This is a genomic window from Pararoseomonas sp. SCSIO 73927, assembly GCF_037040815.1.
GTDB lineage: Bacteria > Pseudomonadota > Alphaproteobacteria > Acetobacterales > Acetobacteraceae > Roseomonas.
Genome location: NZ_CP146232.1, coordinates 4,841,557 through 4,865,304, shown reverse-complemented (window position 1 = coordinate 4,865,304; position 23,748 = coordinate 4,841,557). Strand labels below are relative to the sequence as shown.

Below are 23,748 nucleotides of genomic sequence, written 5' to 3'. Positions count from 1 at the left end.
CGGCCAAGGTCGGGGCCCGTGAAACTTGGTTTCGAACGCCTCGTCCTATGTGCCGGGCCGAAGCCTGCCGCCGGTCAGCCGGCCTTGCGGCCCGCCGCCGCGGCGCGCACCGCCTCCCGCAGCGCGCCCATCGTGTAGGGCTTGCGGAGGAGCGGCAGCCCCGCCTCCGCCACCCGCGCGGGGGCGCCGCCGTAGCCGCTGGTCAGCAGCACCGGCAGTTCCGGCCGTGCCTCCCGCAGCCTTGCGGCAAGGTCCAGCCCGTCCATGCCGCCGGGCATCAGCACGTCGGTGAAGACGAGATCCGGCTCCAGGCCGCGCTCCAGCATTTCCAGGGCCAGCGCGGGGCCCGCCGCGCGGACGGGGGCGTGGCCGAGGTGGCGCAGCATGTCCAGCACGAGGGCCGCCACCGCCTCCTCGTCCTCCACCACCAGCACGCGCAAGGGCCGCTCCTCGGCGGCCGGATCGGGCGCCGACGCGCCCGTGGCGGGCACCTCCCCGGCCTCACCGGCGGCGCGGGGCAGGTGGAGCGTGACGCAGGTGCCGTGGCCCGTCCGGCTCCGCACGCGGGCCGCCCCGCCGCTCTGCCGGGCGAAACCATAGGCGTGCGCCAGGCCCAGGCCGCTGCCGCTCCCGGGCTTGGTGGTGAAGAAGGGCTCGAAGGCGCGGGCCAGCACCTCCGGCTCCATGCCCGTGCCCGTGTCGGAGACGTCGAGGCGCAGGAACTCGCCCCGCAGCCCGTCCGGCTCCTCCGTGCCGTCCAGCACGGCGTTGCGCGCGGCAACTCGAAGCGTTCCGCCCTTCGGCATGGCGTCCCGCGCATTGAGGGCGAGGTTCGTCAGCGCCAGCTCCAGCTCCGAAGGGTCGGCGTGGACGGGCCAGGCATCGCCGGCCACCTCGATCTCCACCGCGATATCGGCCTGCAGGGAGCGGGAGAGCATGGTGCCGAGCTCGGCCATCCATGGGCCGAGGGCGATCGGCTCCGGCCGCAGCGCCTGCCGCCGGGCGAAGGTGAGCAGGCGGCGGGTGAGGTCGGCGCCGCGCTGGGCGGCGGTGGCGATGTTCGCGGTCAGCTTCTCCCGCCGCGCCGGGTCCTCCGTGCGGGACAGGAGGGAGATGCCCGCGGAGACGACGGCGAGGAGGTTGTTGAAGTCGTGCGCGATCCCGCCGGTCAGCCGGCCCAGCGCCTCCAGCTTCAGGGTCTGGGTCACGCCGGCCTGGACGGCTTCCCGCGCCGCCACCTCGCGCTCCACCTCGCGCCGCAGGTTCTCGTTCGCGTCGCGCAGCGCGATCTCCGCGCGCTTGCGGGCGGTGATGTCGATGCTCAGCCCTGTCAGGCGCCAGGGGCGGCCCGCCGCGTCGCGCCGCAGCCGGCCGCGGCCGGAGAGCCAGAGGATGCCCTTGCCCGGGTGGCGGGCGCGGTACTCCATCTCGATCTCGGAGGCCCCGGGATCCTCCAGCATCCGGCGTACGCTGCGCTCCGCGGCCTCCCGGTCCTCCGGCAGGATGCCGCCCATCCAGGTCTCCATCGTCGGCTGGGCGACGGGATCGAGGCCGAGCATGTCCCGGTACTCGGCGGACCAGCTGATCGTGTTCGCCGGGATGTCCCACTCCCAGGCACCGGCGCCGGCGTAGCGGTGGGCAAGGCCCAGGCGCTCCTCGCTCTCGCGCAGGGCCATGTCCACGGAGGCCAGCTCCGCCCGGCGGGCCGCCGTCTCGCGCGCGAGTTGCGCGTTCGCCTCCTCCAGCTCGGCGGTGAGGGACCAGAGGTCCTCGAAGGCCTCGCCGATGACGGCATCTTCGTCCCCGGCCTCGCGCCGGGCCGAGACGAGTGCGCGGCCGGCCATCAGCCGCCGCTCGGCCGCCTGCAGCCGCTCGGCGAGCCGCGCCGATTCGGCGCGCGCCTCCGCCAGCGCGGTGCGAAGCGCCCGAACCTCGGCATCTCCCCGTCCCGGACGTGCTCCGGGCGGGGTGCCCTGAGTGGGGGCCCGCTGCTGCACCAATCCTCCGACCGCCGTTCCTGTCTCCTGTGTTAAGAACGATCCGGAGGGCGGGCGGTTGAACGGCGCCTCAGACGAGTTGTGTTTCGAGGTCCGCCGCCTCCTCCCGCAGCAAGGGCAGGAAGGTTTCCGCCAGTGCGCCGTGCGGGTGCAAGGCCGCTGGCGCCCCGATGTTGAGCGCGGCCACCACGCGGCCGTCGTAGCGGCGCAGCGGCACGGCGAGGGAGACGAAGCCGAGCTCCATCTCCTCCACCACCAGCGCGTGACCTTCCGCGCGCGCGGCGGCGATGGCGGCGCGCAGCCGGGCCGGGTCCGTGCTCGTGCGCGGCGTCACGGGCGCGGGGGGATGGGCGGTGAGCAGTGCCTCGGCGGCGGCCTCGGGCATCGCGCCGAGAAGGACGCGGCCGAGCGCCGTGCAGTGGGCGGGCAGGCGCGTGCCGATCATCGTGTTCACCGGCACCAGCCGCGCGGGCTGGCCATAGGCGACGAAGACCACCTCCGCCCCGTCCAGCATGGCGACGGAGCAGGCCACGCCGTGCGCCGCCGCGATCCGTTCGCAGCGCGGCTGGAGCAGTGCGGAGACGCCGTTGGCGCCGAGATAGCCGGAGGCGAGGCGCAGAACCCGTGGCGTGAGGCGGAACAACCGCCCCTCCGCCTCGACGAAGCCGAGATGGACAAGGGTAAACAGCGCCCGGCGGGCCGTGGCACGGGGCAGGCCTGTGGCACGGGCGGCCTCGGCGAGGGTCACGGGCCGCCGCTCCGCCCCGAAAGCACCGAGGATCGCCAGGCCGCGGGCCAGCGCCTCCGAGTAGTCCGGTCCCAGCGCCGCCTCCTCGCGGTTGCGGCTGGCCTCGGCGCCGAGCCTGGGCATGCGGTTCTCCCATCAGAACGGCGTTGCGTGCGCCGGAAGCAGCGTTCTACAATCGCACAGACGTTCGGTCATCGGACATTTTTGAGGGGTGTTCGGCCATGATGAGTGCGGAGCAGAACAGGCGCCTGACGCAGGTGGGCCCGGGCACGCCGGGCGGGGCGCTGCTGCGCCGCTACTGGCAGCCCGTGGCGCTGACGGACGAGCTGGAAGGGCCGCGCCCCGTGCGGCCGGTGCGCGCGCTCGGCCAGGACTTCGTGCTGTTCCGCGACGAGCAAGGGACGATCGGGATGATCGACCGGGGCTGCCCGCACCGCGGCGTGGACCTCGCCTATGGCCGGCTGGAGGATGGCGGCCTTCGCTGCCCCTTCCACGGATGGCTCTTCGGCGCCGATGGCCGCTGCCTGGACACGCCGGGCGAGCCAGAGGGCAGCACGCTGCACCAGCGCGTCCGCACGCGGTCCTACCCCGTGCAGGTCCGCTCCGGCATCGTTTTCGCCTATCTCGGCGAGGGTGAGGCGCCGGCGCTGCCCGCCTTCGACTGTTTCGTGGCGCCGGACACCCACACCTTTGCCTTCAAGGGCCTGATCGAGTGCAACTGGCTCCAGGCGCTGGAGGTGGGGATCGACCCCGCTCACGCCTCCTTCCTGCATCGCTTCTTCGAGGACGGGGACGAGAAGGAGGCCTACGGCAAGCAGTTCCGCGGCGCCTCGGACGGTTCCGACCTACCGATGACCTACGTGCTGCGCGAGTTCCCGCGCCCGCAGATCGAGGTGGACAACACGGATTACGGGCTGCGCGTGACGGCGCTGCGGAAGATCAGCGAGCAGACCACGCATGTCCGCGTGACGAACCTCTACTTCCCGCAGGCCTTCGTCATCCCGATGAGCGCGGAGATGACCATCACCCAGTGGCACATGCCCGTGGACGACACGCGCTGCTACTGGGTCGCCATCTTCACCAGCTTCGCCGCCCCGGTGGACCGCGCGCGGATGCGGGCGCAGCGGCTGGAGACCTACTCCCTGCCGGACTACCTGCCCGCCCGGAACGTGCGGAACGAGTACGGCTACGACCCCCAGGAGCAGGCGGCCGAGACCTATACGGGCATGGGCCACGACATCAACACGCACGACCAGTGGGCGGTGGAGAGCCAGGGCGCGATCCAGGACCGCACGAAGGAGCACCTGGCCTCCACGGACAAGGCGATCGCCGCCAACCGCCGCCTGCTGCTGCGCGCCATGGCCGCGGTGGAGGAGGGGCGGGCGCCGATGCTGACGGAGGGGGCGGAGAACCTGACCGGCCCGGCCACCATCGACGGCATGGCGCCGACCGAGACTTGGCAGGCGCACTGGAAGGCGGCGGTGGCGCGGCGCCGCTCGGCCGCGCCCTGGTCCGCCCCGGCCCTGGCGGCCGAGTGAGGGCATGAGCTTCGTCGAGGCGCACGGGCTGCACGACGCGGCGGCCCGGGAGGCGGCGGCGCATGTGCTGCGCCGGATCGAGGAGGAGGGGGTGGGGGTGATCCGCCTCTCCTGGGCGGACCAGCACGGGATCCTGCGCGGCAAGAGCGTGGTGGCGGCCGATGCGGCGCGCGCGCTGCGCGACGGCATCGCCATGACCTCCACCATGCTGCTGAAGGACACCAGCCACCGCACGAGCTGGCCGGTTTTCGGCGCGGGCGGGCCGATGCAGGAGATGCAGGGGGCGGCCGACTTCCTCGTCATCCCCGACCCGACGACCTTCCGCGTGCTGCCCTGGGCGCCGCACACGGGCTGGCTGCTCTGCGACGCCTACTTCAAGCACGGCGGCCCGGTGCCGCTCTGCTCCCGCCAACAACTGCGGCGGGCGCTGGCGAAGGCGGAGGGGCAGGGCTTCTCCCTCGTCACGGGCATCGAGATGGAGTTCCACCTCTTCCGTCTGCTCGACCCGAAGATGGCGCCGGAGGATGCGGGCCAGCCTGGCACGCCGCCGGAGGTCGCGCTGCTGACCCAGGGCTACAACTACCTGACCGAGAGCCGCTACGACGCGCTCGACCCGATCCTGGAGACGCTGCGCCACGCGGTGGAAGGCCTGGATCTGCCGCTGCGGTCCATGGAGATCGAGTACGGGCCGAGCCAGGTGGAGTTCACCTTCGACGCCCGCCCCGCGCTGGAATCGGCGGACAATGCGATCCTGTTCCGCAGCGCCGTGAAGCAGGTGGCGCGGCGGCACGGCTACCACGCCAGCTTCATGTGCCGGCCGCGCATCCCGAACGTCATGTCCTCCGGCTGGCACCTGCACCAGTCCCTCTGCAACGGGGAGGGACGGAACCTCTTCGTCGGGGAAGCGGGCGAACTGCTCTCCGGCACCGCCCTGCACTACCTTGGCGGGCTGCTCCACCACGCCCGGGCGGCGGCGGCCTTCTCCACGCCGACGATCAACGGCTACCGCCGCTTCCGGCCCCTTTCCCTGGCGCCGGACCGTGCCGTGTGGGGCGTGGACAACCGCGGCGTGATGGTGCGCGCCCTCGGCCAGCCCGGGGACCGCGCGACACGGCTGGAGAACCGCGTGGGGGAGCCGGCGGCGAATCCTTATCTCTACGCCGCCTCCCAGCTGCATTTCGGGCTGGACGGGCTGGCGCGGCGGTTGGAGCCGGGCCCCGCTGCCGACACCCCCTACGAGACCGCGGCCGATCCGCTGCCCCGCAGCCTGGCCGAGGCATTGGATGCCCTGGACAGAAACGAAACGGCGCGCGACGCTTTCGGGCAAGGTTTCATCGACTGGTTCCTGCGGCTGAAGCGCGCCGAGATCGCCCGGTTCGAGGCAGAGGTCTCGGAGTGGGAGCAGCGGGAGTACTTCGAGATCTTCTGATTCCGGCGGGCAAACCCGCCGGCGTGGTCCAAGGGGTGGGTGGATGGCGATCCTGGAGCTGGAATCGGTCGAGAAAGTCTTTCCCGGCCGGGGCGGGCCGCCCACGCTCGCCATGGACCGGCTGTCGCTTTCCGTGCGGGAAGGGGAGTTCCTCTCCATCCTCGGCCCTTCCGGCTGCGGCAAGTCCACGCTGCTGCAGATCGCGGCGGGGCTGATGGCGCCCTCCGCCGGGGCAGTTCGGGTGGCCGGACGCCCCGTCTCCGGCCCGCCGCCCGAGGCGGTGTACGTGTTCCAGCAGTACGGCCGCTCGCTGCTGCCCTGGCGCAGCGTGCGGGACAACGTGGCCTTCGCCGTGGAGCACCGCTCCGGCGTCTCGCGCGGGAAGGCGCGCGAGCTGGCGAACGTGCAGCTCGAGGCGGTGGGGCTGACGGGATTCGGCGACCATTTCCCCTGGCAGCTCTCCGGCGGCATGCAGCAGCGCGTGGCCCTGGCGCGCGCCCTGGCGGCGGAGCCGAAGATCCTGCTGATGGACGAGCCCTTCAGCGCCGTGGACGCGCTGACGCGGCTGGACCTGCACCGGCTTATGCTGGAGCTGTGGGAGAAGCGCGGGCTGACGATCGTGCTGGTGACGCACGACGTGGAGGAGGCTGTCGCGCTCTCCGACCGCGTGGCGCTGCTGACGAAGCGGCCCTCCACCATCTCGCGCGTCGTGGAGACGGGGCTGCCCCGCCCGCGCGACGCCGTGGAGGTGCGGGAGACGCCGCGCTTCCTCGAACTGCGGCACGAATTGTTGGATGCCCTACTGACGCGCGGCTCGAAGGCGGGCGGGCATGGCTAGGCGCCTTCTCCACCTCCTACCCGGGCTGGGCTTCATCGCGCTGCTGCTCGCCGGGCTGGAATGGGCCGTCAACGCCGGGCTGATCCGCCGCGCGCTGATGCCGCCGCCCTCCGCCACCTGGGAGGTGCTGCAGGACCTCGTCACGTCCGGCGAGGTGCTGGGGCCGCTCCTCGCCACGCTGCGCCTTGTCTTCATCGGCTTCGCCATCGGCTCGGCGGCGGGAATCGCGCTCGGCACGGCGATGGGCTGGTGGAGCGCCGCCTACCGGCTGCTGGAACCGCTAGTGGAGATGATGCGGCCGGTTCCGAAGGCCGCGCTGGTGCCGCCGCTGATGCTGTTCCTCGGCCTCGGTGACACGATGAAGATCACCTCCGTCGCGCTCGCCGTCACCTTCCCCGTGCTGGTCAACACGCTGCAGGGCGTGCGCGGCGTGGACCGCGTTCTGCTGGACTCAGCGCGCACTCATGGATGGGGCACGGCGCGCACGCTGCGATACCTGGTGCTGCCGGCGGCGCTGCCCTTCATCCTGGCGGGGATGCGGACCAGCCTGGGGTTGGCGCTGATCCTGGCCGTGCTGTCGGAGATGCTGACGGGGCAGGGGGGGCTGGGCTTCCTCATCCTGGACATGCAGCGCAGCTTCCTGATCCGGCAGATGTACGCCTGGCTCGTCATTCTCGCGCTCGTGGGCCTGGCTCTGAACGCGCTGTTTGCCTGGGCGGAGGCCCGGGCCCTGCACTGGCAACAACGACATTGAGGAGACTGAAGGAATGACCGGGATCACCCGCCGCGCGGCGCTCGGGGCCGCGCTCGCCCTTCCGATCGCCGCGCCCGCGCTGCTGGCCCAGGCGCCGACGAAGCTGCGCGTCAGCGTCATTCCCGTGCTGGACGTGGCGCCGCTGCACGCCGCCATCGCGCAGGGCTACTTCGCAAAGGAGGGGTTGGAGATCGACACCTCCACCACCGCCGGCGGCGCCACGGGCCTGCCGGGGCTGGTGGCCGGGCAGTTCCGCCTCGCCTTCTCCAACACCGTCTCCATCCTGCTGGGCGTCCGAGAGGGGCTGGACTTCCGCTTCGCCGCCGCCTCCGTGCGTGCCCAGCCGCAGGGGCCGGACATGATGGCGGTGCTGGTCCGCAAGGGCTCCGGCATCACGAACGGGAAGGGGCTGGAGGGCAAGCGCATTGCCTCCAACACCCGCAACAACACGGTCTGGCTCCGCGGCATGGCCTGGGTAGAGAAGACCGGCGGCGACTGGCGGAAGGTGAACACGGTGGAGGTTCCCTTCCCGCAGATGGCCGATGCGCTGGCCGGCGGGCAGATCGACGCTGCCCTGTTCAGCGAGCCCTTTGTCACCGCCGCGCTGCAATCCCATGGCGACAAGCTGGAGCGCATCGGCTGGTTTATCCAGGAGACCGCGCCCGGCTCCGCCGTGGCCCAGTACGCCGCGATGAAGGACGACCTGGACAAGAATGGCGAGGTGTTCGAGCGCTTCTCCCGCGGGCTGAACCAGGGTGTGGACTGGGTGAACAACGAGATCGGCAAGCAGCCGCTCTTCAACCTCGTTTCCGGCTTCAGCCGCGTGCCGGTTGAGCGGCTGAAGGAGGTTGTCTTCCCGGCCTATGCGAAGGATCTGACGGAGGCCGAAGTGGGCGAGGTGATCGCCACCATGTCGAAGTTCGGCCTCGGCGGGCGCTATCCCCAGCCGCGGGACCTGATCTTCCGCACGGCGAGGGGCTGAGGTGGCGGGCGGAACCAGCATCGCCGCCCCCGGCGCCGTCATGGGAGCGGCCCCGGCCTTCCGGTTCCGCCCCTCCTCCGGCGCGCTACTGGTGCTCGGGCTCTTCCTGCTCTGGGAGATCTCGGCTCGCACTGGGATGGTGGACAGCCCGAACTGGCCGCCGCTGACCCGCGTGCTGGCGGTGCTGGCGCGCGACATCGCCTCCGGCGAGCTGCCGGCGCTGGTGGGCTCGACGCTCGCCCGCATGTTCACTGGGCTGGCGGCGGGCACGGTGGCGGGGGTGGCGCTGGGCCTCCTCTTCGGCGCCAGCCGCATCGCGCGGCTGGTGCTGGGGCCGACGGTGGAGCTGCTGCGCCCCATTCCCATCCCCGCCATCATCCCGCCGCTGGTGCTGTTCCTCGGCCTGGATAACGGGATGAAGATCGCGGTGGGCGCGATCACCGCCTTCTTCCCCGTGTTGACCAACACCGCCCAGGGATTGCGGGCGGTGGAAGCGGACCAGATCGCCATGGCCCGCACCTTCGGCGTGCCGGCTTGGCGCCGCCTGTTCCGCGTCACGCTTCCGGCGATCCTGCCCTATGTGCTGGCGGGGCTCCGCGTGGCCCTGGCGCTGACACTGGTGACGACGGTGGTGGCGGAGATGATCGCGGGGGAGCAAGGGATCGGCCACTATCTGGTGCTGATGCAGTTCGCCGGCCGGGCGGAGGAGATGTACGCCGCGGTGCTGGTGCTGGCCTTCCTGGGCTACGCGCTGAACCGCGGCTTCCTGGCGCTGGAGCGGCGGCTGATCGGGTGGTTCTTCGCCACGGGGCGGGAAGGGTAAAGGCGCGGCGCCAGAACGGCGCCGCGCACCCGCTGAGGCTGTTGGGCCGTCAGGCCATGTTGATCATGATGGTCTTCTTGTGGGTGAAGTGCTCGAGCATCGCCTCCAGCGAGGCTTCCTTGCCGAGCCCGGAGGACTTCACGCCGCCATAGGACAGGTTGGCCTGCACCACGAGGTTCTGGTTGATCTGCACAAGCCCCGCTTCCAGCTTGTGCGCCAGGTTCAGCCCGACCTTCAGGTTGTTGGTCCACAGGCTGGCGGCCAGCCCGTACTCGCTGTCATTCGCCTCGGCCAGAACCTCCTCCGGGTCGTCGAAGGGGAAAATGCAGGTCACCGGGCCGAAGATCTCCTCCCGCACCAGCCGGCTCTCCTTCGTCAGCCCGGTGAAGATGTGCGGCTGGATGAACAGGCCCTTCTTCAGCGCGGGATCATCCGGCATGGCGGAGCAGGCGCGGCCCTCGGCCCCGGCGGTGGCCTTTCCCTCGTCGATGAAGGTCTTCACCTTGCTGAACTGGTCGTCGGAGATGATGGTCCCGATGTCCGTCTTCTCGTCCAGCGGGTCGCCCATCACCATCTTGTCCACCTTCTCCGCCATGGCATCGACGAAGCGCTGGAAGATCGGCCGCTCCACGTAGATGCGGCTGGCGGCGGTGCAGCTCTGCCCCTGGCGGGTGAAGCGCATGGAGGTGAGGGCGCCGGCGAGCGTCTTGTCGAAGTCGCAGTCCTCGAAGATGATCATGGGCGACTTGCCGCCCAGTTCCAGCGTCACCGGGATCAGCTTCTCGGCCGCGGTCCGGTACACGATCTTCCCGGTCTCGACGGAGCCGGTGAAGGTCACCTTCCGCACCTTCGGGTGCGACACCAGCGGGGCGCCGCACTCCGGCCCGAAGCCGGAGACCATGTTGAACACGCCGGCCGGCAGCACGCGGTTCATCAGCTCGCAAATGCGCAGCACCGCCAGCGGCGCCTCCTCCGCGCTCTTCACCACCACGGAATTGCCGGCCACCAGCGCGGGCGCGATCTTCAGGGCCATCAGCAGCATCGGCACGTTCCAGGGGATGATGGCGCCCACCACGCCCAGCGGCTCCCGCACCGTCATGGAGAGGACTTCCGGCGCGAAAGGCACCGTCTCGCCCTTCAGCTCGCCGCCAAGGCCGCCGAAGAACTCCAGGATGTCGGCGACCGTGTTCGCCTCCACCCGGCTCTCAGTCCGCAGCGCCTTGCCCGTCTCCAGCGCGATCAGCCGGCCAAGCTCCTCCACGTGCAACCGGATCACGCCGGCGCACTGGGCCACCAGGGCGCCGCGCTTGCGGGCGGCGGTCTTGGCCCACTCCTTCTGGGCGCGCGCGGCGTCCTCCACGGCCGCGTCCACGTCCGCGGCGTCACCCTCCGCGGCCGTGGCAACCTCCTCGCCCGTCGCGGGGTTCACCACGGGGAAGGTCTTGCCCGACCGCGCCGGAACGTAGCGGCCGCCGATGAAGTGCTGCCCGGACAGCGCCTTGGCGAGCACGAAAGGGTCCAGCGTCGGGGCCTCGGGCGTCCGGTGAGGGGTGTCGAGCACGGGCGTTTCCTCTTTGTCGCCGGGATAGGGCGGGGGAGGGTGCCCCCGCCCGCGCGGCGCCGCAAGCATGGCGGCCCTGGCGCAACCGTGCCTTGCCCGCAGGGCTCCGGACCGCCAATCTGGGCCGCCTATCTGGCCCCGCCCCGACCGGGGGCGACGAGGGGAGGGGAGACCCATGTCCGACGCGCCCAGCATCGACCAGGACGCGCCGTCCGAAACGGTTCCCGCCAGCACCCGCTCCTGGATCGAGCGGCTCTGGTCGTCCATCGCCGATCGCGGCCGCCTCTTCGCCTCGGTCCCCAATGACTCCGCGCCCCCGCTGGAGCGGGCCAAGGAACTCGCCCAGGCCCTGCTGACGGAGCGGGGCGAGGCCTCCGGCGCGGCGGTCGCGCGGGAGGTGATGCACGCCCTGCGCGACCTCTCCCCGGAGGACCGTCGGGCCTTCCGCCTTTTCATGGCGACGAACTTCACGCCGAAGCCGGAACCGCTGCGCGCGGCGGCCGAAGCCTACATCGCCGATCCCAGCCCGGAGAACGCCGCCCGCCTCACCCTCTGCGCGGAACCGCCCCGGCAGGAACTGCTGCGCCGGATGAACATGTCCCCCGGCGCCACCGCCGCGCTGGTGGAGTGGCGCCGCCAGCTGCTGCAGGAGGCGCGGGACGAGCCGGCGCTGAAGCCGCTGGACGCGGACCTGCACCACCTCTTCACCTCCTGGTTCAACCGCGGCTTCCTGCAGCTGCGCCGGATCGACTGGCAGACCCCCGCCGCGATCCTGGAGAAGATCATCCACTACGAGGCGGTGCACGAGATCGCCGGCTGGCACGATCTGCGCCGGCGCCTGGCCGCCGACCGGCGCTGCTACGGCTTCTTCCACCCCTCGCTCCCGAACGAGCCGCTGATCTTCGTGGAGGTGGCGCTGGTCCAGGGCCTTGCCGACTCCGTCCAGCCCCTGCTGGACACGGAGCATGAGGCGGGCGCCGAGGCGCGGGCGGAGTCGGCGGACACCGCCATCTTCTACTCCATCTCTAACTGCCAGGACGGGCTGCGCGGCATCTCCTTCGGCAACTTCCTCATCAAGCAGGTGGTGGAGGACCTGAAGGCGGAGCTGCCGCAGCTCACCCGCTTCTCCACCCTCTCCCCCGTGCCGGGCTTCCGGCGCTGGCTGGAGAAGCGGCTGGCCGAGGGGCAAGCGGACGCCGAACTGGCCCTTCCGCTGGATGACCCGGACTGGTGGCAGGACCCGGCGCGGGCCGAGGCGCTGCGCGGGCCGCTGCTGCGCCTCTGCGCCGAGTACCTCACCGAACCCGGCGGCAAGATGGACCCGGTGGCGCGCTTCCACCTCGGCAACGGCGCGCGGCTGGAGCGGATCAACTGGCTGGGCAACACCGCGCCGCGCGGCATGAAGGAATCCTACGGGCTCATGGTGAACTACCTCTACGAGCGCGACGAGATCGAGCGGAACCACGAGGCCTTCGCGCGCGGCGCCACGGTGGTGCGCTCCGGCGCGGTGGACGCGCTGCTCGCGCCCGCGAAGCCCGCGACCACGAGGAAGTCCCGCTCCTCGGCCAAGGCGTCCTAAGCATGTCCGCACTGCCCCCAGGCGCGCTCAACGGGCTGAAGGTGCTCGACCTCACCCGCGTTCTCGCCGGGCCCACCTGCACGCAGATGCTCGGCGACCTCGGTGCGGAGGTGATCAAGATCGAGCGGCCCGGCGCCGGCGACGACACGCGCGGCTTCGCCCCACCCTACGTGCCGAATACCGGGGAGAGCGCCTACTTCGTCGGCGTGAATCGCAACAAGAAATCCGTCACGCTGGACATTGCGAAGCCCGAGGGGCAGGCGGTGATCCACCGGCTGCTCGGCGAGTGCGACATCCTCGTGGAGAACTTCAAGGTCGGCGCGCTGGCGAAGTACGGGCTGGGCTGGGAGGACCTGAAGGACCGCTACCCCCGGCTGATCTACTGCTCCATCACCGGCTTCGGGCAGACCGGCCCCTATGCCCCGCGCCCGGGCTATGACGCGCTGATCCAGGCCATGGGCGGCGTGATGTCCATCACCGGCGAGATCGAGGGCGAGCCGCAGAAGGTGGGCGTGCCCGTGGCGGACCTCTTCTCCGGCCTCTACGGCTGCATCGGCATCCTCGCCGCGGTGAACCACCGCCACGCGACGGGGCAGGGGCAGAGGATCGACATCGGCATGCTCGACACGGGCGTCGCCTGGCTGGCGAACCAAGCCTCCAACTTCCTCGCCACCGGCGAGAACCCGAAGCGCCTGGGCAACCAGCACCCGAACATCGTGCCGTATCAGGTCTTCCCGACGCAGGATGGCTACATCGTCCTCTCCGTCGGCAACGACCCGACCTTCGAGCGCTTCTGCAAGCTGACGGGGCAGGAGGCTCTGCTGGCGGATGAGCGCTTCGCCACCAACGCCGCCCGCGTGGGCAACCGCCAGCTGGTCACGGACACGCTGACGCCCGTGATGCAGACCCGCACCACGAAGGATTGGGTGGCAGCGCTGGAGGCGGCGAAGATCGGCTGTGGCCCGATCAACACGCTGAAGGACGTGTTCGAGGACCCGCAGGTGCAGGCGCGCGGCGTGGTGGTGGAGATGGATCACGCGAGCGGCGAACGGGTGAAGGTCATCGCCAACCCCGTGCGCCTCTCCGCCACCCCGCCGGGCTACCGCAGCGCCGCCCCGGTGCTGGGCCAGCACACGGAGGAGGTGCTCAAGGGCCTTGGCATGGGCGCGGAGGAGATCGCGAAGCTCCGGGCCGATGGCATCGCCTGAGGGGCTCCGCCCCCTCTCACCAGCAACGGGCCAGTTCCGCTGCGGCATCGGCCCCTTCAAGGCGATGCTGCGCTGGGTGGAGTGGGGACCGCCGGACGGAATGCCCGTGGTCTGCGTCCACGGGCTGACGCGCAACGGCCGGGACTTCGACGCCCTGGCGATGCGCCTCGCCGCCCGAGGCCGCCGGGTCATCTGCCCGGACGTCTTCGGGCGCGGCAACAGCGACTGGCTGCCGGACGGCAAGCTCTACAACGTGCCGACCTATGCGCTCGCATTCCAGGCGTTCCTGGCCCATCTGCCCAAGCCCTATGACTGGGTTGGCACCTCCATGGGCGGGCTGATCGGCATGGCGGTCGGCGCCGTCCCCGGTATCTCGCCGCGCCGCATCGTGCTGAACGATGTCGGCCCCTTCCTGCCCGCCCGTGCGCTGGGGCGGATCGCGGCCTACCTCGCCCTTCGGCACGACTTCGCCACTTTGGAGGAGGTGGAGACCCATCTCCGCCTTGTCCACGCCGCCTTCGGCGAGCTGCCCGACGCTGCCTGGCGCCACATGGCCGAGACGAGCAGCCGCCGCACGCCGGAGGGGCGGCTGGTGATGCACTACGATCCCGCCATCGCCGCGCCGGTGCTCGGCGCGCCCGTCGTGGACGTGGATCTCTGGCCGGTCTGGCGGGCGCTGGGCCAGCCGGTCCTCGTCATCCGCGGCGCGGAGAGCGACCTGCTGGACGAGGCCACTGCCGCCGCCATGGCCGCCCGCGAGGCCACGCGCCTGACCGTCTTCCCCCGCTGCGGCCACGCCCCGGCGCTGATCGACGCCGACCAGACGGGCGCGGTGGCCGACTTCCTTTCGTAACCTGCGATAGCAACCGGCACGGCGGGGTGACGTTCCAGCCGGCATGCCGTCCCGGCATCGCTGGAGAATCGTATGAACAACCTGTCCCGCCGCGGAGCGCTGATGCTGCCGCTGGGCCTTACCGCCCTGACCGCGGCCTGCGCACAGCCCCCTGCCGGGACCACGATGCCTGCCGATCCTTCCGGCCGCGCCGACCCGGAGATGCGCGCCCTGCTGGAGACCTTCGGCCGCCTCGACCCCCGCCCGATCGAGACGCTGAGCGCCGCCGATGCGCGCCGCCAGCCCTCCATGGCGGATGCCGTTCGGGCCCGCGCGCTGGAGCTGGCGAACACGAACCCGCAGCGCGTGATCGGCAGCCAGCAGGACATGACGCTGAACACCGTGCCGAACCCGCTGATCGCGCGGCTCTACCGCCCGATCGTGAACTACGCCGGCCCCGTGCCACTGATCGTCTACTTCCACGGCGGCGGCTGGGTGATCGCGGACATCGACACCTACGATGCCGGAGCCCGCGCCCTCTGCGTGGAGTCAGCCGCGATGGTGCTCTCCATCAACTACCGCCAGGGCCCCGAGGTCCGCTTCCCCGGCGCGCATGACGACGCCAACGTCGCCTATGCCTGGGCCGTGCGGAACGCCGCCTCCATCAACGCCGACCCCAACAAGATCGCCATCGCCGGCGAGAGCGCGGGCGGCAACCTCGCCCTCAATGCCGCCATCTACGCCCGCGACGCCGGGCTGCCCGCGCCGAAGGCCGTGGCCGCCATCTACCCCGTGGGCGGCGTGGACCTGAACACCGCGTCCTACCAGCAGTTCGCGAACGCCAAGCCACTGAACAAGCCGATGATCGAGTGGTTCGTGCGGAACTACACCCGCGGCCCGCAGGACCTGCAGGACCCGCGGCTGGACCTGATCGGCAAGGCCGATCTCTCCCGCCTGCCGCCGGTGGTGATCGTCAACGCCGAGATCGACCCGCTGGCCGATGACGGCGTGCGGCTGGAGAGGAAACTGCGCGACGCCGGCACGCCGGTGATCCAGCGCACCTACCCCGGCGTCACGCACGAGTTCTTCGGCGCCGACGCCGTGCTGACGAAGGCGAAGGAGGCGCAGACCTTCGTTGGCGCCCAGATGCGCCAGGCCTTCGATGCCCCGGCCCGGCCGGCCGCCGCCCCGGCGCGCGGCCGCCGCCCGGCACCCCGCCCGGCGATGTAGCGCCCGGCGATGTAGCGAACGGGGCTGCGCGCCGGTTCAGCCGGCGCGCAGCCGCCTCGCGGCCTCCACCGCGAAATAGGTCAGCACGCCGTCCGCGCCCGCGCGGCGGAACGCCATCAGGCTCTCCATCATCGCGCGCTCGCCGTCCAGCCAGCCGTTGCGCGCGGCGGCTTGGATCATCGCGTACTCGCCGCTCACCTGATAGGCGAAGACCGGCACGCGGAACTCGTCCTTCACGCGGCGGATGATGTCGAGATACGGCATGCCCGGCTTCACCATCACCATGTCCGCCCCTTCCGCCAGGTCGCCCGCCACCTCGCGCAGCGCCTCGTCGGAATTGGCGGGGTTCATCTGGTAGGTCTTCTTGTCCCCCTTCAGCGCGCCGCCCGATCCCACCGCGTCCCGGAACGGGCCGTAGAAGGCGGAGGCGTACTTGGCGGAGTAGGACATGATCCGCGTGTGGATCAGCGCCCGCTCGTCCAGCGCGGCGCGGATGCGGCCCACGCGGCCATCCATCATGTCCGAGGGGGCGATGATGCCGATCCCGGCCTCGGCCTGCACCACGGCCTGGGCGACGAGGACCTCGAGGCTCTCGTCGTTGTGGACGTAGCCGTCGCGGATCACGCCGTCATGGCCGTGGTCCGTGTAGGGATCCAGCGCCACGTCCCCCACCAGCGCCAGGCCTGGGAAGTCCCGCGTCAGCATCCGCGCGGCGCGGCACATCAGGTTCTCCGGGTTCTTCGCCTCCGTCCCCTCGGCATCCTTCTTCTCCGGCGGCGTCACGGGGAAGAGGGCGATGGCGGGGATGCCCAGCTCCGCCGCCGGGCCGACATGGTCGGCCAGCAGGTCCAGCGAGACCCGCTCCACCCCCGGCATGGAGGCCACGGACTGCCGCTGGTTCTGCCCTTCCGTGATGAAGATCGGCCAGATCAGGTCGTCCACCGAGAGCCGGTTCTCCGCCACCAGGCGGCGGGTGGAATCGTCCAGGCGGTTGCGGCGGGGGCGGCCGGTGGGGAAGGGGGCGTGCTGCATGGCATCTTGTCGCGCCAACAACCCCCTCTCGCCAAGTCCGGGACCGCGCCGAAACCGGGGCGGGGGATGGGCGCTGGACCGGCATGCGATGGCTCCTCCCCACTGCCCATCTTGCTGGCCTTCTCGCTGGCCTTCTCGCTGCCCCTCTCGCCGCCATGCCCGCCGCTGCCGCCGAGAGCGTCTCCATCCCCGGCCCGGGCGGGGTGGCGCTGCGCGGGCTGCTGGTGCGCCCGGCCGGCGGCGCGCCGGGTATCCCGGTCGTCGCCCTGCACGGCTGCGGCGGGCTGGGCGGGCCGGGCACCCCGCCCTCCCTCCCGGCGCGGGAGGCGGACTGGGCGGCGCGGCTGTCGGCGCTGGGCCACCCCGTCCTCTTCCCCGACAGCTTCGGCAGCCGCGGCGTCACCCAGGTCTGCTCCGGCGGGGAGAAGGGCATCCTGCCCGAGACCACCCGGCGGGCCGACGCCCATGCCGCCGCCGCCTGGGCGGGCGCCCAGCCCTGGGCCGCGCCCGGCGGGGCCTTCCTGATGGGCTGGTCCCACGGCGGCAGCACGGCCCTGACCGCGATCGCCGCGCCGGTGCCGCCCGGCCTGCTGCGCGGCGCGGTGGCCCTCTATCCCGGCTGCGCGCGGCCGGGGCAGCCGCCGCCGCCCTGGCGCCCCGCCGCCCCCGTGCTGATGCTGCTGGGCGGCGCCGACGACTGGACCCCGTCCGGCCCTTGCCGACTGGCCGCGGAGCGCGCCCGGCCGGCCCCGGTGGAGCTGGTGGAGTACCCCGGCGCCGCCCACGGCTTCGATCAACCGGCCATGCCCCCGCGCACCTTGTCCGGACTGGACATGACAGCCCGCGGGGACGGCACGGCCCGGATGGGCACGGACGAGGCGGCCCGGGCCGACGCGCTGCGCCGCGTCCCCGCCTTCCTGGCCGCGCATGGCGGACCCGACCGCAGGGATTAGCCCTGCCGTTCCGCCGGCGCGCTCACCCGTGCTAAGGCGCCGGGATGACTGCCCCCCTGACCATCGCCGTCGGCGCCGACCACGCCGGCCTGGCGCTCAAGGCCACCCTCCGCCAGGCGCTGGAGGAAGCGGGCCATTCCGTGCTCGACATGGGAACCCACGGCACAGAGAGCGTGGATTACCCGGATTTCGGCCAGGCCGTTGCCGAGGCCGTGGGCGCCGGTCGCGCCCGCTACGGCGTGCTCGTCTGCGGCACGGGGATTGGCATCTCCATCGCCGCCAACCGCACCCCGGGCATCCGCTGCGCCCTGGTGCACGACGTGACGGGCGCCCGCCTGTCCCGCGAGCACAACGACGCCAACGTCATCGCCTTCGGCGCCCGCATGACCGGCCCGGAGCCGGCGCTGGAAGCTCTGCGCGCCTTCCTCGCCACCCCCTATGCCGGCGGCCGCCATGACCGCCGGGTCCTGAAGCTCTCCCCGGACTGGACCCGCACGCCATGAACGATCTCTCCCCCACCGCCAGCACGGACCGCTTCTTCAACGCCCCCCTGGCCGAGATTGACCCGGAGATCGCGGACATCATCTCCCGCGAGCTGGTGCGCCAGCAGGACGGGATCGAGCTGATCGCCTCCGAGAACATCGTCTCCCGCGCCGTGCTGGAGGCGCAGGGCTCGGTCCTGACGAACAAGTACGCGGAAGGCCTGCCGGGCAAGCGCTACTACGGCGGCTGCGAGGTGGTGGACCTCGCCGAGACGCTGGCGATCGAGCGGGCCAAGAAGCTCTTCGGCTGCGGCTACGCGAATGTGCAGCCCCATTCCGGCGCCTCCGCCAACGCGGCGGTGTTCTTCGCCCTGCTGCAGCCCGGCGACACCTTCATGGGCCTGGACCTCGCCGCCGGCGGGCACCTCTCCCACGGCTCCCCGGTCAACCTCTCCGGCAAGTGGTTCAAGGTCGCGCCCTACACGGTGCGGCGCGAGGACCAGCGGATCGACATGGAGGAGGTGGCCCGCATCGCGCGGGAGAGCCGCCCGAAGCTCATCATCGCCGGCGGCTCCGCCTATGCCCGGGAGTGGGACTTCCCGCGCTTCCGCGAGATCGCGGACGAGGTGGGCGCCCTGTTCCTGGTGGACATGGCCCATTTTGCCGGGCTGGTGGCGGGCGGCGTCCACTCCTCGCCCTTCCCGCACGCGCACGTGGTGACCACCACCACCCACAAGACCCTGCGCGGCCCCCGCGGTGGCCTCATCCTGACGAATGACGAGGCGATCGCCAAGAAGCTGAACTCGGCCGTCTTCCCGGGGACCCAGGGCGGGCCGCTGATGCACGTCATTGCCGGCAAGGCCGTGGCGCTGGGCGAGGCGCTGCGCCCGGAGTTCCGCACCTATGCCCGCGCGGTGGCGGACAACGCCCGCGCCCTGGCAGCGGAGCTGCTGGAGCAGGGCTTCGGCCTCGTGACCGGCGGCACGGACAACCACCTCGTGCTGGTGGACCTGCGCCCGAAGAACCTGACGGGCAAGGCGGCCGAGGCCGCGCTGGGCCGCGCCCACCTGACGGTGAACAAGAACGCCATCCCCTTCGACCCGGAGAAGCCCTTCGTCACCTCCGGCGTGCGCCTGGGCTCCCCCGCCGCCACCTCCCGCGGCTTCGGGGAGGCGGAGTTCCGCGAGGTCGGGCGCCTGATCGGCCAGGTGCTGGACGGCCTCTCCCGCTCCAACTCGCCGGAGGGGAACGAGGCCGCGGAGCGGGCGGCCGGGGAGGCGGTGCAGGCCCTCTGCGCCCGCTTCCCGATCTACCGCGGCTGATTTAGCCAAACCGGATGCGCTGCCCCTTCTGCCAGTCCGAGGACACGCAGGTGAAGGACAGCCGTCCGGCGGAGGACGGCTCGGCCATCCGCCGCCGCCGCTCCTGCAATGCCTGCGGCGCCCGCTTCACCACCTTCGAGCGGGTGCAGCTGCGCGAGCTGACGGTTCTGAAGTCCGACGGGCGGCGCGTGCCCTTCGACCGGGAGAAGCTGGCCCGCTCCATCCGCGTCGCGCTCCGCAAGCGCCCGGTGGACGCGGAGAAGGTCGAGCGCATCGTCTCCTCCATCCAGCGCCGGCTGGAATCGGACGGGGCGGAGGAGATCACCTCCAAGGCCATCGGCCAGCGGGTGATGGAGGTGCTGCGGGAACTGGACCCCGTGGCCTATGTGCGCTTCGCCAGCGTGTACCAGAACTTCCGGGACGCAGAGGACTTCCACGCCTTCCTCGGCTCCCTGGACAACGCCGGGTAACCAGCGCAAAGGGCCGGCGTGTCTGACCGCGCCCACATGTTCGCGGCCCTGGCCTTGGCGGCGCGGGGCCTGGGGAACACCTGGCCCAACCCCTCCGTCGGCTGCGTCATCGTGCGGGAGGGGAGGGTGGTCGGGCGCGGCCACACGCGCCCGGGCGGGCGGCCGCACGCCGAGACCGAGGCCCTGCGCGCCGCCGGGGAGGCCGCGCGCGGCGCCACCGCCTACGTCACCCTGGAACCCTGCTGCCACTGGGGCCGAACGCCCCCCTGCACCGATGCCCTGATCGCCGCCGGCGTCTCCCGCGTGGTCGTCGCGCTGCGCGACCCGGACCCGCGGGTGGACGGGGTAGGGCTGCAGCGGCTGCGGGACGCCGGGATCGAGGTGGAAGTCGGGCTGCTCGAGGAGGAGGCGCGGCGCGTGAACGCCGGCTTCCTCAAGCGCTTCGAGCGGGGCCTGCCGATGGTGACGGTGAAGCTGGCCACCACGATGGACGGCCGCATCGCCACCCGCACCGGGGAGAGCCAGTGGATCACGGGCCCCGAGGCCCGGCGCCTCGCCCACGCCCTGCGAGGGAGCCACGACGCGGTGATGGCGGGCAGCGGCACCCTCCTGGCGGACGACCCGGAGCTCACCTGCCGCCTGCCCGGCTACGCCCCCGTGCCGACGGTGCGGGTGATCGCCGATGCGCGGCTCCGCACCCCGCTCGGCGCCCGGCTGTTCAACACCGAGGCGCCGGCCTGGATCGCCACCGCCCCTGGCCACGACCCGGCCTCCCTGGCGGCGCTGGAGCAGCGCGGGGCGGAGCTCATCGACGTGCCCAGCGCGCCGGAGGGCGGGCTGGAGCCGGAGGCGCTGCTGCGCGCCCTGGCCCGGAAGGGAGTCACGAGACTGCTCGTGGAGGGCGGGGCGGCGCTGGCCGCCTCCCTGCTCCGGGCGGGGCTGGTGGACCGGATCGCCTGGTTCACCGCGCCCTCCCTCATCGGCGGAGATGGCCGGGCGGGGCTGGACTCCCTCGGCGTGGACCATCTGGCCACCATGCCCAGGCTCCGCATCACCGGGCGGCGTCCGGCCGGGGATTGCGTGCTGGTCGAGGCCGATCTGCTGCCAGGGGCCGCCGCGCCGGGCTGATCCGCGCCGTCTCCCTCTTGTCATGGGGCGCCCCGCGCGCCATCCCCTGCCTCGCGTTCACCACGTTTCCGGAACCGCACCCTTGTTCACCGGCATCGTCACCGCGATCGGCAGGATCAGCCGCCTCTCCCCTATCGGGGCGGGGCAGGACATGCGCGTCGGCATCGCCACCCCCGCCGGGTGGCTGGACGGGGTGGCGATCGGTGCCTCCATCTGCTGCTCCGGCTGCTGCCTGACCGTCGTGGCGCTGGAGACCGACCTGTTCGAGGTGGAGATCTCCGCCGAGAGCCTGTCCCGCACCACCCTGTCCGGCTGGCGCGAGGGGGCGTCCATCAACCTCGAGCGCTCCCTCAAAATGGGCGACGAGATGGGCGGCCACGTCGTCTCCGGCCATGTGGACGGGGTGGCGGAGGTGCTCTCCGTGGTGCCGGAGAACGGGTCCCACCGCTGGACCTTCCGCCTGCCGCCGCAGCTGGCCCGCTTCGTGGCGGAGAAGGGCAGTATCGCCATCGACGGCGTCTCCCTCACCGTGAACGCGGTGGAGGGAACGGATTTCGGGGTCAACCTCATCCCCCACACGACGGAGGTCACCGCCCTCGGCGCCCTCGCGCCGGGCGCGCGGGTGAACATCGAGATCGACATGCTGGCCCGCTACGTCGCGCGGCTTCGCGAGTTCGAGGGGCGGGAGACCGGGGCATGAACGTGCAGGCCGTGAAGACGAACTTCTCCGACTTCATCTCCCCCACGGAGGAGCTGCTGGAGGAGGCGCGGCGCGGCCGCATGTTCATCCTGGTCGATGACGAGGACCGGGAGAACGAGGGCGACCTGGTGATCCCCGCCCAGTTCGCCACGCCGGACGCGGTGAACTTCATGGCCCGCCACGCGCGCGGCCTGATCTGCCTGGCGATGACGCGGCACCGGGTGGAGCAGCTCGGCCTGCCGCTGATGGCGCAGAGCAACGGCACGCGGCACCAGACGGCCTTCACCGTCTCCATCGAGGCGCGGGACGGCGTGACGACCGGCATCTCGGCGGCCGACCGGGCGCGGACGGTCACGGTGGCCATCAACCCGGAGATGGGGCGCGAGCACATCGTCACACCCGGCCACGTCTTCCCGCTGGTGGCGCGCGAGGGCGGCACGCTGGTGCGGGCCGGCCACACGGAGGCGGCGGTGGACTTCTCGCGCCTCGCCGGCCTGAACCCCGCGGGCGTGATCTGCGAGATCATGAACGAGGACGGCTCCATGGCCCGGATGCCGGACCTGGTGGCCTTCGCCCAGCACCACGGCCTGAAGCTCGGCACCATCGCCGACCTCATCGCCCATCGCCGCCGGACGGAGCGGCTGGTGCGGCGCGTGGAGGAGGGCACCCTGGAGGACGCGCCGGGCGGCCCCTGGCGGGTGGCGATCTTCGCCAACACCCTGGAGTACGGGGAGCATGTGGCGCTGGTGAAGGGCGACCTGACCCGGCCCGGGCCGGTGCCGGTCCGCGTCCACGCGGTGAATCTCCTCTCCGACATCACCGGGCGGAACGGGCCCAAGGACCTGCACGACGCGATGGAGGAGATCGCGCGCGCCGGGCGCGGCGTGGTGGTGCTGATCCGGGACGTGAAGGCGGACGCGCTCTCCGCCCGCGTGCGGGCCGGGCGCGAGAAGGCGCCGCCGGAATTGCGGGATTACGGCATCGGCGCCCAGATCCTGGCCGACCTCGGGGTGCGGGAGATGATCCTCCTCTCCAACCACCCCCGCCCCGTGGTGGGCCTCGAGGGCTATGGCCTAACCATCACCGAGATCCGCCCGATCGGAGACGCCTCTTGAGCACTGCCGATGCCGCCCTCCGCGCCGCCCCCGAGCTCTCCGGCCCGCCCCCGCGCGTGCTGGTGATCCAGGCCCCCTACTACGCCGAGGTGGTAGGCGGCATGGTGGACGGCGCGATGGCGGTCCTCGCCGGCATCGGCGCCGAGGCCGAGGTGGTGGACGTGGCCGGCGCGTTCGAACTGCCGGCCGCGCTGGCCATGGCGATCCGCGCTGGCCGCTGGGACGGGTTCCTGGTCTTCGGCTGCGTGGTGAAGGGCGAGACCGACCACTACGACCACATCTGCCGCGAGGCCTGCCGCGGCGTGATGGACATCTCGGTGGAGACCATGGCCCCGATCGGCTTCGGTCTCCTCACCGTGCACACGATAGAGCAGGCGATCGCGCGTTCCTCCCCCGACCGCCACAACAAGGGCGTGGAGGCGGCGAACGCCATGATCGGCCAGGTCGCCCTCGTCCGGCGGCTGGCGGAGAGCACCGAATGAACGAGACCACGGGCCAGGCCCAGAAGCGCAACGCCAAGCCCGGCGGCAAGCCCGCCAAGGCCGGGCGCCCCCGCACGGGCGCCCGCGTCGCCGCCGTGCAGGCCCTGTTCCAGTCCGAGGCGGGCGGGGAGAGCGCGGAGACGGTGATCGACCAGTTCGTGCGCCACCGGATCGGCACGCTGGGGTCCGACGCCGGTTTCGAGGACGGGCGCGTGCCCCAGGCGGACGTGCCGCTGTTCAGCAGGATCGTTCGCGCCGCCGCAAAGGACGCGGAGACGATCGACGCCGCCATCGCCTCCCACCTCTCCGGCAACTGGACGCTGGACCGGCTGGACCCGGTCCTGCGCGCGCTGCTGCGCGCGGCCGCCACCGAGTTCTGGGGCGCGGCCGACACCCCCGCCCGGGTGGTGATCAACGAGTACATGGACATCGCCCACGGCTTCTTTGACGGCGAAGAGCCGCGTTTCGCCAACGGCGTGCTGGACGCGCTCGCCCGGCAGATGCGCGGGGACGAGTTCCAGGCGAAGCCCGCCCCGGGGGCCTGA

At 72.1% G+C, this 23,748-nt stretch carries 23 protein-coding genes; 19 read left to right on the top strand and 4 right to left on the bottom strand.

Translation table 11 applies throughout. From position 1 onward, the window contains the following. Positions 1-74: 74 nt before the first annotated feature. Positions 75-1,997: an ATP-binding protein gene (locus VQH23_RS23010; protein ID WP_338662999.1), complete on the bottom strand. Its 1,923-nt coding sequence runs from the start codon at positions 1,995-1,997 to the stop codon at positions 75-77. A gap of 70 nt (positions 1,998-2,067) precedes the next feature. Next, positions 2,068-2,868 (bottom strand): IclR family transcriptional regulator C-terminal domain-containing protein, encoded by an 801-nt coding sequence (locus VQH23_RS23005; protein WP_338662998.1) that lies wholly within the window; start codon positions 2,866-2,868, stop codon positions 2,068-2,070. Positions 2,869-2,966: 98 nt separating this feature from the next. Here VQH23_RS23005 and VQH23_RS23000 point away from each other — a divergent pair, with 98 nt between their 5' ends. From VQH23_RS23000 to VQH23_RS22975, 6 genes are read left to right on the top strand one after another with little or no spacing between them, the layout of a single operon-like run. Next, a complete protein-coding gene (locus tag VQH23_RS23000; RefSeq protein ID WP_338662997.1) occupies positions 2,967-4,283 on the top strand; it encodes an aromatic ring-hydroxylating dioxygenase subunit alpha in 1,317 nt (438 codons plus the stop codon). A 4-nt stretch (positions 4,284-4,287) separates the two neighbouring features. Continuing rightward, complete coding sequence (locus tag VQH23_RS22995) at positions 4,288-5,712, top strand: glutamine synthetase family protein (RefSeq protein WP_338662996.1); 1,425 nt, start codon at positions 4,288-4,290, stop codon at positions 5,710-5,712. A 43-nt stretch (positions 5,713-5,755) separates the two neighbouring features. Further along, the gene (locus VQH23_RS22990; protein ID WP_338662995.1) at positions 5,756-6,550 is read left to right on the top strand and encodes an ABC transporter ATP-binding protein; all 795 of its coding nucleotides are present in this window, start codon (positions 5,756-5,758) and stop codon (positions 6,548-6,550) included. Then, positions 6,543-7,304: an ABC transporter permease gene (locus VQH23_RS22985; RefSeq protein WP_338662994.1), complete on the top strand. Its 762-nt coding sequence runs from the start codon at positions 6,543-6,545 to the stop codon at positions 7,302-7,304. The genes VQH23_RS22990 and VQH23_RS22985 overlap by 8 nt, the downstream gene beginning before the upstream one ends. Before the next feature lie 13 nt (positions 7,305-7,317). Continuing rightward, on the top strand, positions 7,318-8,286 hold the full coding sequence (locus VQH23_RS22980) for an ABC transporter substrate-binding protein (protein ID WP_338662993.1): 969 nt from the start codon (positions 7,318-7,320) through the stop codon (positions 8,284-8,286). A 1-nt stretch (position 8,287) separates the two neighbouring features. Next, positions 8,288-9,109: an ABC transporter permease gene (locus VQH23_RS22975; protein ID WP_338662992.1), complete on the top strand. Its 822-nt coding sequence runs from the start codon at positions 8,288-8,290 to the stop codon at positions 9,107-9,109. Positions 9,110-9,158: 49 nt separating this feature from the next. Here VQH23_RS22975 and VQH23_RS22970 read toward each other — a convergent pair whose 3' ends face one another. Beyond that, entirely contained in the window at positions 9,159-10,670 is a 1,512-nt protein-coding gene (locus VQH23_RS22970) for an aldehyde dehydrogenase family protein (protein ID WP_338662991.1), read from the bottom strand. 175 nt (positions 10,671-10,845) lie between these two features. On the opposite strand from VQH23_RS22970, the gene VQH23_RS22965 reads away from it, so the two are divergent. From VQH23_RS22965 to VQH23_RS22950, 4 genes are all read left to right on the top strand, one after another. Further along, entirely contained in the window at positions 10,846-12,249 is a 1,404-nt protein-coding gene (locus VQH23_RS22965; protein WP_338662989.1) for a malonyl-CoA decarboxylase, read from the top strand. Between the two features lie 2 nt (positions 12,250-12,251). Beyond that, positions 12,252-13,457: a CaiB/BaiF CoA-transferase family protein gene (locus VQH23_RS22960; protein WP_338662988.1), complete on the top strand. Its 1,206-nt coding sequence runs from the start codon at positions 12,252-12,254 to the stop codon at positions 13,455-13,457. Next, a complete protein-coding gene (locus VQH23_RS22955; RefSeq protein WP_338662987.1) occupies positions 13,444-14,310 on the top strand; it encodes an alpha/beta hydrolase in 867 nt (288 codons plus the stop codon). The genes VQH23_RS22960 and VQH23_RS22955 overlap by 14 nt, the downstream gene beginning before the upstream one ends. A gap of 72 nt (positions 14,311-14,382) precedes the next feature. Beyond that, complete coding sequence (locus VQH23_RS22950; RefSeq protein ID WP_338662986.1) at positions 14,383-15,519, top strand: alpha/beta hydrolase; 1,137 nt, start codon at positions 14,383-14,385, stop codon at positions 15,517-15,519. A gap of 36 nt (positions 15,520-15,555) precedes the next feature. Here the strand turns inward: VQH23_RS22950 and hemB are convergent, their stop codons facing one another. Next, a complete protein-coding gene (gene hemB / locus VQH23_RS22945) occupies positions 15,556-16,551 on the bottom strand; it encodes a porphobilinogen synthase (RefSeq protein WP_338662985.1) in 996 nt (331 codons plus the stop codon). A gap of 155 nt (positions 16,552-16,706) precedes the next feature. On the opposite strand from hemB, the gene VQH23_RS22940 reads away from it, so the two are divergent. The 9 genes from VQH23_RS22940 to nusB all read left to right on the top strand — a co-directional run bounded on the left by VQH23_RS22940 (position 16,707) and on the right by nusB (position 23,748). Further along, positions 16,707-17,504, top strand: a complete 798-nt coding sequence (locus VQH23_RS22940) for a dienelactone hydrolase family protein (RefSeq protein WP_338662984.1) — start codon at positions 16,707-16,709, stop codon at positions 17,502-17,504. 44 nt (positions 17,505-17,548) lie between these two features. Further along, on the top strand, positions 17,549-18,007 hold the full coding sequence (gene rpiB, locus VQH23_RS22935; RefSeq protein ID WP_338662983.1) for a ribose 5-phosphate isomerase B: 459 nt from the start codon (positions 17,549-17,551) through the stop codon (positions 18,005-18,007). Next, positions 18,004-19,308, top strand: coding sequence for a serine hydroxymethyltransferase (gene glyA, locus VQH23_RS22930; RefSeq protein ID WP_338662982.1), 1,305 nt, complete (start codon positions 18,004-18,006; stop codon positions 19,306-19,308). The genes rpiB and glyA overlap by 4 nt, the downstream gene beginning before the upstream one ends. Positions 19,309-19,322: 14 nt before the next feature. Continuing rightward, positions 19,323-19,778: a transcriptional regulator NrdR gene (nrdR, locus tag VQH23_RS22925; protein ID WP_338662981.1), complete on the top strand. Its 456-nt coding sequence runs from the start codon at positions 19,323-19,325 to the stop codon at positions 19,776-19,778. A gap of 18 nt (positions 19,779-19,796) precedes the next feature. Beyond that, positions 19,797-20,906, top strand: a complete 1,110-nt coding sequence (gene ribD / locus VQH23_RS22920) for a bifunctional diaminohydroxyphosphoribosylaminopyrimidine deaminase/5-amino-6-(5-phosphoribosylamino)uracil reductase RibD (protein ID WP_338662980.1) — start codon at positions 19,797-19,799, stop codon at positions 20,904-20,906. Positions 20,907-20,988: 82 nt separating this feature from the next. After that, positions 20,989-21,606 carry a riboflavin synthase gene (locus VQH23_RS22915; protein ID WP_338662979.1) on the top strand — a complete coding sequence of 206 codons (618 nt, stop codon included), beginning with the start codon at positions 20,989-20,991 and terminating at the stop codon, positions 21,604-21,606. Next, positions 21,603-22,721: a 3,4-dihydroxy-2-butanone-4-phosphate synthase gene (ribB, locus tag VQH23_RS22910; protein WP_338662978.1), complete on the top strand. Its 1,119-nt coding sequence runs from the start codon at positions 21,603-21,605 to the stop codon at positions 22,719-22,721. The genes VQH23_RS22915 and ribB overlap by 4 nt, the downstream gene beginning before the upstream one ends. After that, positions 22,718-23,203, top strand: coding sequence for a 6,7-dimethyl-8-ribityllumazine synthase (gene ribH / locus VQH23_RS22905; RefSeq protein WP_338662977.1), 486 nt, complete (start codon positions 22,718-22,720; stop codon positions 23,201-23,203). Before ribB ends, ribH begins: the two co-directional genes overlap by 4 nt. Then, positions 23,200-23,748: a transcription antitermination factor NusB gene (gene nusB / locus VQH23_RS22900; protein ID WP_338662976.1), complete on the top strand. Its 549-nt coding sequence runs from the start codon at positions 23,200-23,202 to the stop codon at positions 23,746-23,748. The genes ribH and nusB overlap by 4 nt, the downstream gene beginning before the upstream one ends.

Coding starts and splice junctions, on each gene's coding strand:
- rpiB (WP_338662983.1), top strand. CDS start 17,549: ATGACTGCCCCCCTGACCATCGCCGTCGGCGCCGACCACGCCGGCCTG.
- glyA (WP_338662982.1), top strand. CDS start 18,004: ATGAACGATCTCTCCCCCACCGCCAGCACGGACCGCTTCTTCAACGCC.
- VQH23_RS22995 (WP_338662996.1), top strand. CDS start 4,288: ATGAGCTTCGTCGAGGCGCACGGGCTGCACGACGCGGCGGCCCGGGAG.
- VQH23_RS22950 (WP_338662986.1), top strand. CDS start 14,383: ATGAACAACCTGTCCCGCCGCGGAGCGCTGATGCTGCCGCTGGGCCTT.
- VQH23_RS22985 (WP_338662994.1), top strand. CDS start 6,543: ATGGCTAGGCGCCTTCTCCACCTCCTACCCGGGCTGGGCTTCATCGCG.
- ribB (WP_338662978.1), top strand. CDS start 21,603: ATGAACGTGCAGGCCGTGAAGACGAACTTCTCCGACTTCATCTCCCCC.
- VQH23_RS23000 (WP_338662997.1), top strand. CDS start 2,967: ATGATGAGTGCGGAGCAGAACAGGCGCCTGACGCAGGTGGGCCCGGGC.
- nusB (WP_338662976.1), top strand. CDS start 23,200: ATGAACGAGACCACGGGCCAGGCCCAGAAGCGCAACGCCAAGCCCGGC.
- VQH23_RS22940 (WP_338662984.1), top strand. CDS start 16,707: ATGCCCGCCGCTGCCGCCGAGAGCGTCTCCATCCCCGGCCCGGGCGGG.
- VQH23_RS22955 (WP_338662987.1), top strand. CDS start 13,444: ATGGCATCGCCTGAGGGGCTCCGCCCCCTCTCACCAGCAACGGGCCAG.
- nrdR (WP_338662981.1), top strand. CDS start 19,323: ATGCGCTGCCCCTTCTGCCAGTCCGAGGACACGCAGGTGAAGGACAGC.
- VQH23_RS23005 (WP_338662998.1), bottom strand. CDS start 2,868: ATGCCCAGGCTCGGCGCCGAGGCCAGCCGCAACCGCGAGGAGGCGGCG.
- VQH23_RS22965 (WP_338662989.1), top strand. CDS start 10,846: ATGTCCGACGCGCCCAGCATCGACCAGGACGCGCCGTCCGAAACGGTT.
- hemB (WP_338662985.1), bottom strand. CDS start 16,551: ATGCAGCACGCCCCCTTCCCCACCGGCCGCCCCCGCCGCAACCGCCTG.
- VQH23_RS22960 (WP_338662988.1), top strand. CDS start 12,252: ATGTCCGCACTGCCCCCAGGCGCGCTCAACGGGCTGAAGGTGCTCGAC.
- VQH23_RS22990 (WP_338662995.1), top strand. CDS start 5,756: ATGGCGATCCTGGAGCTGGAATCGGTCGAGAAAGTCTTTCCCGGCCGG.
- VQH23_RS22980 (WP_338662993.1), top strand. CDS start 7,318: ATGACCGGGATCACCCGCCGCGCGGCGCTCGGGGCCGCGCTCGCCCTT.